Raw genomic sequence first — 13,103 nt, forward strand, 5'->3', positions numbered from 1 at the left:
TAGAGCTTTTTTGGGTGACCCCAAAAAAGAAATGCACCATAAGGTTTTAGAGACTGAGCTGGGATTTGGCTCTTTTGGAATACCACACAGTGACTGAGGGAAAATATTGCGAAGGGTTTAAAATTGATATTCTCATTGCAACTATCTATATACGAAGTTTTATCCCTAAATCAGTATTAACTAAATGAACCGCTGATACCGAGACGCTGGATAGATATTTTCTCCATCATACATTTCAATACCGAATACGTTCAATATTTCTGTAACAGACTCTTCTTGCTCTGTAGTAACTTCATTCTTCCATTTTTCTACCAAGTATTTTTTTTCATGCTGTTGAATAGCTTCTTTAGTATCTGATAAACTATATGCTGAAGAATTCGACGGTTTATCTATTAACCTTTTCATTGCGTCCACTTCCGGCAGATTCAAATAATCTGATAAAAAATCAATCACCTCATCGCTTTTTAATGTTAACTCTTCGTACGTAAGTAATATCAAGTTATCAAACTGCTCTAAATTTTTAAGAGTCCTAATGTTTTCCAGACACCATTGAATAACCTGAAGATCCAAATCTGATCCAGTCCTAATTTTATCTTTTACATAAGACTCTACTTCTTTAGTAAAAACATTGTTCCGATAATACTTTGAATTAAAAAAATCCTGAAACAGTGTTTCCCTCCTGCTTACATTCCATCCGTTACGAATACGCGACAATGAGGCCGGGATAGGATGCCGTATCAAGTAAATAGTTTTAAAATCAAAATTATCCATCAACCATTGTTCTTGCCCAGGCATTCTCAGGCATTTTATCACACTACGTTCTGTAAACCAATGATGCTGCTTAGAAGTAACAGGATAATTGCTCATTCTCTCTTCTAATAAATAGTTAAAATAGTCCTTGAGGCCTTTCTTTTCCTGAGGAATAAGACTAATATACCGCCATCTTACATTTTCAATATGTTTTGAGAGATTTTTCTTCTTTCCTCTTCTATGCAGAGGTTCATCGATTGCTTTAATTTTTGGATTTAATGCAATTACGTCCATAAGCAGTGTTGATCCACTGCGGGGAGTAGAATAAATTAATATATTTGAATCGTTGGATTGCCGGTGGACATGAAGGGAATCGACTATCTTCTGAATAGTTTTTTTTAAATAAAACTTTTCCAGTGTTTCAACTAAATTTCGGTAATTGATTCTCTTAAGCATTACAGGATACGATTGTCTTCATAATTGGTATAAAAGTCATGACGTTTAAAACAATAAAAGATCAGATAAATATTATGTGCATCTTCCATTGCATAAAAGAGGTTAAGCTTTAAGAATGCATATAAAACACTCCCAAGTGAAAAGGATTACTTTCTAACATTTATCCATACATACTTAAGCAAAAATTTTAACAAATTTATGTAAAAAGAACCCTCCAAAGCAATGGTCGGAGTTTCTCTAAGGGTTTTCAGATACTGCTTTAAATTTACGAGCGACCTATTATAGTTTATCGCACTTGTCCTATGTATACGACTATATTTTATTAAGTATTTCAAGCTCTCAGCCTCTTTAGTATATCCGTTCGCTAAAGCCCATTCATATGCCGAGTTCAGCATTTTTTTATAATTTGTAATTGAATCTTCGACTGGCCGCGTCTTGGTTATTCGATTGTCAGAATGAACCCCTCTCATAGCCACTGGCTTATTAACCTGCCCTGGATATAAATTACAGGCCATTGCCAGTTTCATAAATAACTCTGTATCTTGATGTAATCTTAACGAAGGATTAAACACACCAACCTTTTTTAAGGATTCTTTTTTAATGGTCAGGCCATCTAAAGACGTATATCCCTTTGATCCAATTGGTGATTGTTCCCAAAATAACTCATCAGGATCAATACCATCTTCAATTGTTGTGATTAACCTTTTATTTTTTTTATTAATCCAGATCTTTTTTTCCGAGGAACTCTCAAAATGAACACCGATGGCTTCATACACGCCATCAGCATCGGCAGTGGACTGCAACACCTTCTTAGCCTCTTTAAACCTATTCTCAAGATAGAAGTCGTCGGCGTCAAGAAAAGCTATATAATCAAAACAAGCTTTTTGGATTCCAAGATTGCGTGTCGCCCCAGCCCCTTTATTTATATGGCCATTATGGATATAAAGTTGTACTCTTTCATAATTTTCATTAAGTGACTGACACACTTCGTATGAATCGTCCTCAGAACCATCCTCAACAAGAATAACTTCCGCTGTTTCAGCTTGGGATAAGGCGCTTTCTACGGCTCTTTCTATAAATTTCTCAGCATTAAAGACTGGGATAACTATAGATACCTTGAATTCAAAGCTGGAAATAGCACACATTATAATTCTTTAATATGTAATACATTACTATTGAGTGCCTAACTCTTAAAATAGCTTTATATTCTATATAAAAATGACTAATTAAAATATATAAATTTAACAATAAAGAGATATAATTTATTTTGTGAATATTTTATAAACTATTACCAAACACTCTATTAATAAATATGTAATAGCGAAAAAAAATTAATTAATATTGAATTTTTTTCCTTCAAAAATTTTTTTGATCAATTTGCCAGATTTACCATCATGCTTTGTACCTATAGTCGAGTTATAATATTTACATCGTTCTCTGATATTAGTTGGTCGCTTAATTTTCAATTGATCTAAAAATTTTATTAACGGATCATGATTTTCAAATACATCAGTAACTAATTCATTTTCTATATAACCATAGTAATCCGTTATTTCATCAGAGAATCTATAGTATATAGGATATACATTCATTAAAGCTGCTTCAAGATGGATGCTTGATTCGGACGATATAATAGCATCCACCATACCTAAGAATTCAAATGAATTAACTTCTCCTGCATCAGAGAACCTAATATTATTTTCATCACATATTTTTTTAAAGAAATTAATCCGATCATCCCTAGGATGAGGCCTTAAAGTAATTTCAATATTGTTTGTTTCTTTTATAATTGAATTAAGAAACTTCTTTATCCTCTCTATATCATCTAAAAGGTTAAATGCGACACCCAATGATTTTAACTGAATATTATTATTTATTTGCCCAGAGTATCTATCAAATTTGGGCATTCCTATTAAATGTACTTCAGAATCTATTCCTTTTTTAGAATATTTATCGTACGCATCTCTTCCTTCTAGAAAAGACAAATCAAAATCTAATTTTGGAAAATTTTTTGTTACTGAAGCATGTTGAATATAACAAATAGGGATCCCAATATATTTACAAACTTCTTTTAATAACCGGAAATGAAAATGATGATCATTAGCTACAATAATAGATTTTGGCTTTATATATGAAAAATATATTGAATACCAGATAAACAGTCCATATACCGTAAAATTAGAACGTATAAAACATGCAATACTTGTTTTTTCCTCTACCTTAGATTTCTTAACGTATTTATTTAGTAGGAATGGGAAAAAAAACCACGATAATACATACCCAAGAGCAGTATGCAAGTGTAAATTTTTATTATCCTTAATACTACAGAATTCGGCATTATTTATATTACTAACAATTGGATAAATAGCATTATATTGATTTTTTGTACCGTAAAAACATATATGCTTTCCTTTTGATGAATTACTAATAAATATAGCTTTACTATCTAACCATATTCTATAAAAAGTTTCTTTAATTAAAAATAGAATTACTGGAATAATATCAGCATCAATATGCTTATATCCTAAGAAATTATTTTTTGCATAATTTAATTCATCTAAATTAAGATGAATTGCTTTTTTTATGATGCCAATAAAGTTCATATCAATAGTTATTGATCATTTCAAACTCCATACATACCTATATTTGCATAATAATATTTTCTTTAAAATTAGTAGTCCTGAGAGGTATATTGAATAATAGAAAATTATTCAGCATATTCTTTCCGAAATTATACGTTTCCATGCCTTTTAGAATTTATCTTAATAGCTTCTTCTGACACTTCAATAAATTGAATTGGGATCAAACTCTCTGGAATCGTATGATACATGATCACTACCTAATATGAATGGAGCATTATTATTTTAGATTTTAAAATCATTTGAAATAAGCTCATCATACAATATTACAATTTTTCTGCTCCTAACATATAATTTATATCTTTTCTGTAACGGTATATTCAAATTCATGATATTGCTTATGATAAAGATATTTATTCATTTAATTACCAAGAGCAATATAGAATTTTAATCCTAGTATATTTGATTGATCATGCTATGATTTTTTTACTCAAAGGCGTACCCCTTTTAATATCTTTAATAACTTTTTTTCCTAAAATATTATTAAATTTTTTAGGGTGCATTCCATATCCTGGACGTATAGATCTGACATTCTCCTTTGTTAATTTATCCCCTTTCTTTATGTCTTTGACTACAAAAAGTGAACGTGCAAATCTTTTATTAGGTTTTACTTTCATATCTAATTCATAGGTTACTTCTCCTATTGCCTTTTCAGCACTTCTTACAGAATCAACCATTTGCTTAAATTCCTCCGGATTTAAAGAAAAATCAGCATCCGGTCCACCTATTGATTTATCAAGAATAAAATGTTTCTCAATCACTTTTGCACCTAAACTCTTAGCAACAATTGGGACAGTAGTACCAAGCGTATGATCAGATAGTCCAATTTCCACTTCAAACCGCTCTTTCATATCTACCATTGTCTTAAGGTTTGCTAACTCTATAGGCGCCGGATATGAAGATGTACATTTTAGTAGGATAATTTGATCGTTGCCAGCTTCACGGCATGTCCGTACTGCCAGTTCAATATCTTCTTTTTCGGCAATACCCGTACTCATGATTATAGGCTTACCTTTTGATGCGGCGTATTCAATAAGAGGAATGTCCTGAATCTCGAAAGAGGCAATTTTGTATGCCGGAGCTTCTAAATCCTCTAATAAATCAACAGCACTATGGTCAAAGGGAGATGAAAAACAAACCAAACCCTCCTCTCGTGCTACCTCAAACAGTTCTTTGTGCCACTCCCACGGTGTATAAGCATCCTCATACAGCTCATACAGGGTTTTTCCATCCCAAATACTGCCATTATCGATTTTAAAATATTTATTATCACAATCGATAGTAATGGTATCAGGACGATATGTTTGCAATTTTATGGCATTTGCACCAGCTTGTTTTGCAGCCTTAATAGAATTTATTGCAACAGATTTATCTCCCCCATGATTAGCAGACAGTTCAGCAATGATAAACACTTTTTTATCAATATTAAAATTCTCTATCTCCATATATACAGGTAACTTTCACTTCCTTTAATAACTAATTCTTTCTCACGCTTATATCCCGCACGTTCAAAAACTTTTATTGATGCTACATTATCCTTCTTTATGTATGCATAAACCGGATTTTCATCATATTCTCTCAAATAATGATATGAATTTCTTAACATTCCTTCTGCATATCCATTTCCTCTATGATTTGGGGCTATATTAATACTTACTATCCAATGGCCATTTTTAAAATCAAATCTAATAATACCAATCTTGGTATTATTTTCAATGAAAATTAAAAAATGACACTTCTCATCTTCTAATTTTCTCTTAAACCAACTTCTATGTTCCTCAAAAGATATTTCACTATTTGAATACGACTGTTCTCTTGTTACTGGATCATTTGCCCACTCATATATTGATTGGATATCTTCTTTTTTAACTTCCCTTAAGTACATAAAAAGCAAGTCTATTTACTTATAACTGTTGAAAAAGTTTTAAGATCCTTTGTGGCGACTTTCCATCAATCAAGTCCTCTTGTATTGATACCATATCCGAAGATTTATCTACCGTCAATTTTAAAATTCCTTCTCTAATATGTTTGGTAGATAAATTTCCAACTCCCAATACAGCTCCTGTTTCCATAAACCCTTTGTAAATATTTCTCTGATTATCGATAAAATAGCCTGTTATTACAGGAAGCCGAGCAGCCAAAACCTCATATAAAATTGTGCTTGAAGGAACAATAGCAAAATCTGAATCTTTCATTAATTTAGTCATAAGACTGTCGTCAACGTCATGATAATGCGAAACAGTCAATCTATTGGTTAGGTTTTCCAAATAATTCGATTCTGTTTTTTTATAACCTGCTCCAGTTATTACAATTGCATCTGTAATATTTTCAAATTCTTCTAATACCTGAACGCACTTTGCTGTTAAATTATTGGGATCAGATCCTCCGAAACAAATAAATGCTGTTTCTAACTTATCAACTGTATTAATTCTTGAGGTTAAAGCAATAAATTCAGGCCTCAGCAGCGCATAATCTGGTCCCAAACATACCTTAGTATAGTCCTCAATAGAATAATCCTCTTTACTCATTCCGGGAGCATGATTGATCACTACATCAGACATAAAATGATGGCTATGAATATCATCAATAGATACAACTGGAACACCCGTTTTTTTTAGCTTCTTTTGGTATTGTGTATTAAAGTGATATCCATCCAATACCACTATTACTTCCTCTAAGCTTGAATTAACTTCGTTATAAAAAGATTTTTCTTCTGAAATAGATTGAAAAACATAATCATATTGCTCACTTAGATTCTTCTTTACTTTATTCGAAATTTTTCGAGACACAAATACAATATTAAATATTGGCTCAATCATTTGGGCAAGAGCTAATGAACGATAGATATGCCCCAGACCAATTTCTGAATCTCCATCAGCACGAAAGTAAATAGTTCTTTTTTCCAACCTAAAAACTCGTATTACTATTCTTTTTAAGATTTTTCTCTTCTTTATTAAGATAAGGTATAAGAGACTGGATACCTCTATACATTTCATTTACATGTTTTTCATAGTGAATATCTATACTTCTCTTGGTAGAAGGATTTAAATATCCTTTAACAAAAAATTTCTGGATATTTAATAAGGCTTTACTTACTTCCTGAAATTCTACCTTATAACCTCTCTTAATTGATTTTATAGCATTTTTACAATCTTTTTGGCTTTGTATACAAAATGTGCCAGGTAAATCCCGATACCAAGCGTAACCAAATACCATAACGGGCTTTCCCTTAATCAAAGCCTCCAAACCTGCACTACCTGTTAAGGTAGAAACTGCTTTAGAAGCTGAAATTAAATTCATTGAATCAATATTTTCATTAACTAACTTAACGTTCTTCAACTTTTTTATGTCTGTATAAAAATCAGATGTCCTTCCTAAATATCCTTGCATGTGAGATACAAATTGCGAAGGGTGTTCTTTAATAACTAAGTGCCAATCCTCGGGCAGATAATAAGACAACAAATTAATTGCTAATTGTTGGTCAGCAAAGTAATTCCCCTCGGGATTTGTAGTCCTTTCAGGTTGATAATGCAATGGAAAATATATGAAAGAAGAATTTTCATAATTAAACTCATCACACATCTCATGATAAAGAGACTTTAACTTTTTATTCTTTTCATATTTCTTTTTTCTTAAACTTCGTTTCTCCTTCTTAGTAATGTAGGAATTCTCAAGTGATGACTTATCACTTTTTATGTAACTTCTCACCTTACCATTTGAGAAAAAATTATTTTTAAGAACCTTTTTTATTTTTTGATATCCATTTCTGGTGAATACTTTATACCAACTTTTTAAAATCTTATAAATAAATTTATTTTTCTCTCTTAGTTTAGCTTCCTTCTTTCGTTGTTCTTGCATGTACCAAGGCTCATCATATTTCTTTTGTTGTTGCCTATAATTCTCAATATATGCATGTATAATATTAGAAATTTCATTATCAATATCTCTAACAGAGCTACCCTTAGTTATTTTATACTTAGGTTTATCTTCAATGTTTAGTTTAAGATATATTAATCCCGGTAGAGTAATAGGGGCAAACATTATCGTATCAATATTATAATATTTGCATACAGCATAACATATATAATGCGCGACTATATGTGGAGATTCAGTAAAAATACAAATATCAATATCTTCCTTACCCAAAACTCCCAACCAATAACTTAACTGACTATAATAAAATCTTTTGCGTTGGTGATAAGTGAATGCTTTATATGGGTCTTGCCTATCCATCATTTTTAAAGCATTTTTTTCATAGGACAAAAAGTCCTCAATGATATCTCTATCCAGTGGAAAAGTTAACCCCTTATACTTTTTATGATATCTATCTTTGTTGGCGTCATAGATATCATGATGAACAATTTCAGGAAATTCTTCTTTAACATTTTCCTCAATTTGATGAGTGGTTAGCCAATATATCGGCTCCCAATTTAGTTCATCTCTTAGTTTTATAGCTAAATCTATCCATTGCTGTAAACCAGAAACAGCATATAAAATTTTTTTCATTGTAAAGAATAAATTTTTGGGTAAGGCTTAAAGTCTTTCTACAGCATTATCCATACCTAATTTTGTTAAAACCTGTTTAGCATAAATAATTTCTTCTTCAACCCTTTGAAAGTATTTTTTTTGGATATTAGAATCATTTATTTCAAATAACCAAGGTATGCTATTATAAACTCTTCGTATAAACTTAACATTTGGTTTCTCTGTTTCTTTCTTAAGACTTAACAATAGGGAGGCTAAAGCAAAATCAGACGGATAGTCAATTGTCAACCGTAATTTTTTTAAGCTTCTTGGTATTTTAATATCAAAAATATTTTTGAGATATGAATCATACTTTTTAAAAGCCATCGTGACATGTTCCTTATCTGATTCACTCAGATTTTTGTTCTCTAATGATAGCAGTGCTTCTGATGAGATTATTTCAAAATTCATACCTGCCGGAAGTCCCGTAGTTCTTGTATAATCACTTCTTTTATTAATATGATATTGTATTACTTGATCAAGTAAATTAATATCAATAAAAGGATTGTCTGCTGTAAGCCTAACTACTACATCATATTTTTGAGCTTTAGTTACAGCAATAAACCGGCTAAGAACGTTCTTTTCACTTCCTCTAAATATATTTATGTCGATAAATTCTTCGAAAAATTTCTCAATTTTAAAATTTTCTTTGTTTATAGATGTTGCGATAGTTTGATCATTGATTATCTTACTATTTTTAACCTCATCAACAATCCATTGAAGCAATGGCTTACCGTTATTATAAGGCAATGGGAGTAAAACTTTTCCCGGGAGTCTACTAGAACCTAGCCTTGCTTGTATTATAGCACCTACCTTAAATTTATTTAGTTGTCCATCCTCCATCTACTACAAAGTTTTGTCCTGTTATATAATTTGCTGCATCTGAGGAAAGGAATGTAAATAGTCCCGCTAAGTCCTCAGGTTGACCAATTCTCCCTAAAAATGTTTGTTTTGATAAATTATTAATAAATCCATCATTTTTTTGTACTTCATCGGAAGGAAAAGCACCAGGTGTAACGCTATTAACAGTTACCTTATATTTTCCTAAATAGCTCGCGTAGTAACGAGACAATTGTAAAATACCGGCTTTTGCAGCTCCATAGTTGGGTGGGTTTAAAAATTGGGGTGTTTCTTCATACACATCAAAATTTGGTGCTATCATACCATACATTGAAGAAACATTAATAATATTACCATATTTCTGTTTCTTAAAATATGGTATGATTTCTCTAATACATCTAAACACACTCGATAAGGTGCCATCAATACCTATAGTCCATTCTTCATCGGTCATACTTTCTGGGGATTGTCCGGCAGAATAAAAAGCATTATTAATAAGGACATCAATTACCCCCTCAGATGTACTCACAATTTCTAAAGCCTGACGAATGGAGCTTGTTTCTGAAACATCACATTGCTGGAAATAAATCTCCTTACTTGGCACTTCATTAAAACTGTTTTGAAATTTTTGTTTATTTCTTCCCAAAACGTAGACCGTAGCTCCATGACCAGACAAACTTTTTACAATAGCCTTGCCTAAATAGCCATAGCCGCCAGTAACCAAAACCACTTTACTATCTACTCTTAATTCATAATGTTTTCTCATATTAAGACGGCCAATTATTAGGCATTAAAATTGATTGATCAAACTCATTTTTATCAGCCCAAGTTTTTATTTCTTCATCAATTTTACCTTGTTGTGCAAACTTGATATTTGTCATAAGTTGATTTTTAGATTCAATGCCGATAACTACTTTATCAATATTTCTTTTATTCAGTACATAGCTTAAAAGAATCCCAGCACGTTTTTCTTTATCGGGATATTTTCTTACTAGTAGATCTAAAAAAGGCTTAATGGGATCAAAATAGCTATCAATTTTTTTAATTGGACAAAAGAATAACCCTTGTAGAAAAGTTGACCTGGAATGAATTTCACAATCTTTTTTTCTTAATTCTTTGCACAAGGGTTCAAATCTATTGTCCAAAATATTAAAAGGTATCTGGACAATATCAGGTATTATCCCATTGGTCATAAGCTTTTTTATTTCCTCAGGCTTATATACCGATACACCTATTTTTTTCACGATATTTTTAGCTTTAAGACTTGTTAATTTGTCCCATAAACTTTCATCCAGAAATAGATCTTCAATATCATGGACTAAATAACCATACAAATTTTCTAAGCCTAACCTTTTCAAGCTTTCATTTATGCCACTTGTAACCCCAATACTTCTTTGTTTTTTACTCGGCAATTTAGAAATAACATTCCAACTATCAATATCGATCTTTCCTAAAATATATTCACTCTTACCATACGCATAAGCAGTATCAATAGTATTTATTCCAAATAACGAAGCATATTCTATTATTTTCTTGACTTCATCTATTTGTACCATTCCTGATGTATTACTAATCCCATAATCAAGTCCAAATTGAGCAGAACCCAATGCAATTTTAGAGATAATATTATTATCTCCCGAATCAATATTCACTATATAATCTCTATTACTTTTTGAATAACAAATTTCTGCTGATCAACAGTTAATGTGGGATACATTGGTAGGCTTATACATTTCTCATAATAATTTTCTGCATTAGGGAAATCGCCTTTATTCCATCCAAATTGCTGATAATATGGTAGTAAATGAATAGGGATATAATGTATCTGGCTGTAAATTTTATTCTCTCGGAGGTAATCATAAAGTTCCTTACGCTGCTCAACTTGTATTACATACAGATGATAACCGTGATGCTTATCTCGTTTGGTGGGAGTTACGGCTTGTTGTATAATTGTATCAAATGTTGCAAAGGCTTTGTCATATCTTCCAGCAATTGTTCTTCTTCTTTGAAGCCCCTCATCTGCCCGCTGCAATTGAGATAGACCTAACGACGATTGGATGTCTGTCAATCGATAATTAAAGCCGAGTTGCTGCATTTCATAATACCATCCCCCATGATTGTCCTGAAGCTTCTTCGGATCTTTGGTGATCCCGTGCGTTCGCATCATTTCTATCTCTTCCTTGAGCTCTTGACTATTCGTGGTAATCATCCCTCCTTCACCCGCAGCGATATGTTTTACCGGGTGAAAAGAAAAAATAGCGGCATCAGCATAACTACAATCACCACAAAAAACTTGTTCCCCTTTACTATCTTCAAAACTACCACCCGGGGCATGGCAGGCATCTTCCAGTATCCACAAGTCATATTTATCTGCAATAGATCGAAGTCGCTCGGTATCTACCGCCAGTCCCGTAAAATCAACAGGAATAATACCGGCATACTCTCCCGGATCTGCATTCTCCAGTTTCTTTTCTACCAAATCTAAGTCCATCAAAAAGGTTTCCGGATCGATATCCACGAAGTCCGCTTCGCCACCGGCATACTTTATACAATTGGCCGAAGCTGAAAACGTAATGGGAGTCGTAATCACTTTCTGACCGGGTTCCACTCCCAAGACAAGTACCGCTAAATGCAGGGCGGCCGTACCGTTCGAAACCGCTATAGCATGCTCACTCCCAATATACTCAGCAAAAGCATTTTCAAACTCCGAAACTTTGGGCCCCTGCGTTAAATAATCAGCGGTTAATGTTTCGGTAACTGCCTCGATATCTTCTTGGGTTATATGCTGCGTTCCATAGGGAATAGGTCCCATAGATTGCTTACTCATAGCAAAAATATTTTCTAACTATTCTGACCATTCACGGAAAAAGAAGAATCAACATACTTTTTTATTTTATGTCGTAAGGATTCAACGGTCTCCCATTCCTCATTTTCACCGGAATTATAGGTAAATCCGGGCTCTACATATTCAGCATTAAAATGTGCCATATATTCTTTTTTATTCCAGATAGGTTGCTGAGGCAGAATCGCATAGTATTTCCCCAAATCAACGGTATTGAATGAGTCTGAAGCAGTAATCATCTCTTCGTGTATCTTCTCGCCGGGACGAATTCCGACTTCAGGATGATCACAATTTGGTCCTATCGCTTCAGCTAAATCGGTGATTTTATAAGAGGGTATCTTTGGTACAAACAGTTCTCCTCCCCAACTGTTCTTAATAGCATACATTACCAAATCAACTCCGTCCTGCAAAGAAATATTAAAGCGTGTCATCCGCTTATCCGTAATGGGCAGCTTTCCCTCTTCCCGTTTATTAATAAAAAACGGCATAACGGAGCCCCGTGATCCCATGACATTCCCGTATCGAACTACATTAAATGTTAAATCACGGTTGCCTTTCATATTGTTAGCGGCAATAAAGAGCTTATCGGAGCAAAGCTTTGTTGCCCCGTAAAGATTAATCGGTGCTGCGGCCTTATCTGTAGATAAGGCAACTACCTTGTTTACACCACAATCCATAGCGGCATTAATCACATTTTCTGCCCCAATCACATTAGTCTTAATCGCCTCCATGGGATTATATTCGGCAACTGGAACCTGTTTTATTGCTGCGGCATGAATGATAACATCGATTCCTTCACAGGCACGTTTCAGACGTTCTTGATCCCGAACATTACCAATAAAATATCGCATACACGGATACCTGTCTTTGGAGAACTTTTGAGCCATGCGAAACTGCTTCATTTCCCCACGGGAATAGATCACCAAACGCTTTACATCCGGATAGCGATCTAAAATAGTTTCTGTAAATTTCTTTCCAAATGAACCGGTACCACCGGTGATTAAAATAGACTTATTATTAAGCATGCTTTTTTTATAACTTAAGGTTTACAA

General features: G+C 33.0%; 12 protein-coding genes. All 12 read right to left on the reverse strand.

Going from position 1 to position 13,103, the window contains the following annotated elements; all coding sequences use genetic code 11:
* Positions 1-180: 180 nt before the first annotated feature.
* Positions 181-1,206 carry a sulfotransferase domain-containing protein gene (locus tag FN808_RS16650; RefSeq protein WP_142715752.1) on the reverse strand — a complete coding sequence of 342 codons (1,026 nt, stop codon included), beginning with the start codon at positions 1,204-1,206 and terminating at the stop codon, positions 181-183.
* Between the two features lie 146 nt (positions 1,207-1,352).
* On the reverse strand, positions 1,353-2,351 hold the full coding sequence (locus tag FN808_RS16655) for a glycosyltransferase family 2 protein (RefSeq protein WP_142715753.1): 999 nt from the start codon (positions 2,349-2,351) through the stop codon (positions 1,353-1,355).
* Between the two features lie 186 nt (positions 2,352-2,537).
* Positions 2,538-3,809: a hypothetical protein gene (locus FN808_RS16660; protein WP_142715754.1), complete on the reverse strand. Its 1,272-nt coding sequence runs from the start codon at positions 3,807-3,809 to the stop codon at positions 2,538-2,540.
* Positions 3,810-4,255: 446 nt separating this feature from the next.
* Positions 4,256-5,290 (reverse strand): pseudaminic acid synthase, encoded by a 1,035-nt coding sequence (gene pseI / locus FN808_RS16665; protein ID WP_142715755.1) that lies wholly within the window; start codon positions 5,288-5,290, stop codon positions 4,256-4,258.
* Entirely contained in the window at positions 5,281-5,730 is a 450-nt protein-coding gene (locus FN808_RS16670; protein WP_142715756.1) for a GNAT family N-acetyltransferase, read from the reverse strand. The genes pseI and FN808_RS16670 overlap by 10 nt, the downstream gene beginning before the upstream one ends.
* 19 nt (positions 5,731-5,749) lie before the next feature.
* Positions 5,750-6,751 (reverse strand): UDP-2,4-diacetamido-2,4,6-trideoxy-beta-L-altropyranose hydrolase, encoded by a 1,002-nt coding sequence (gene pseG, locus FN808_RS16675; RefSeq protein ID WP_185958464.1) that lies wholly within the window; start codon positions 6,749-6,751, stop codon positions 5,750-5,752.
* A gap of 1 nt (position 6,752) precedes the next feature.
* Positions 6,753-8,351, reverse strand: coding sequence for a capsular polysaccharide export protein, LipB/KpsS family (locus FN808_RS16680; protein ID WP_142715758.1), 1,599 nt, complete (start codon positions 8,349-8,351; stop codon positions 6,753-6,755).
* 27 nt (positions 8,352-8,378) lie between these two features.
* Positions 8,379-9,212 (reverse strand): cytidylyltransferase domain-containing protein, encoded by an 834-nt coding sequence (locus FN808_RS16685; protein WP_142715759.1) that lies wholly within the window; start codon positions 9,210-9,212, stop codon positions 8,379-8,381.
* Complete coding sequence (locus tag FN808_RS16690; RefSeq protein ID WP_221930091.1) at positions 9,190-9,975, reverse strand: SDR family oxidoreductase; 786 nt, start codon at positions 9,973-9,975, stop codon at positions 9,190-9,192. The genes FN808_RS16685 and FN808_RS16690 overlap by 23 nt, the downstream gene beginning before the upstream one ends.
* 1 nt (position 9,976) lies before the next feature.
* Entirely contained in the window at positions 9,977-10,861 is an 885-nt protein-coding gene (locus tag FN808_RS16695; protein ID WP_185958465.1) for an aldo/keto reductase, read from the reverse strand.
* Complete coding sequence (gene pseC / locus FN808_RS16700; protein ID WP_221930092.1) at positions 10,861-12,036, reverse strand: UDP-4-amino-4,6-dideoxy-N-acetyl-beta-L-altrosamine transaminase; 1,176 nt, start codon at positions 12,034-12,036, stop codon at positions 10,861-10,863. Before pseC ends, FN808_RS16695 begins: the two co-directional genes overlap by 1 nt.
* Before the next feature lie 14 nt (positions 12,037-12,050).
* Positions 12,051-13,076, reverse strand: a complete 1,026-nt coding sequence (gene pseB / locus FN808_RS16705; RefSeq protein ID WP_142715761.1) for a UDP-N-acetylglucosamine 4,6-dehydratase (inverting) — start codon at positions 13,074-13,076, stop codon at positions 12,051-12,053.
* Positions 13,077-13,103: the final 27 nt, after the last annotated feature.

The sequence above is a fragment of the Fodinibius sediminis genome, from assembly GCF_900182555.1.
Lineage (GTDB): Bacteria > Bacteroidota > Rhodothermia > Balneolales > Balneolaceae > Fodinibius > Fodinibius sediminis.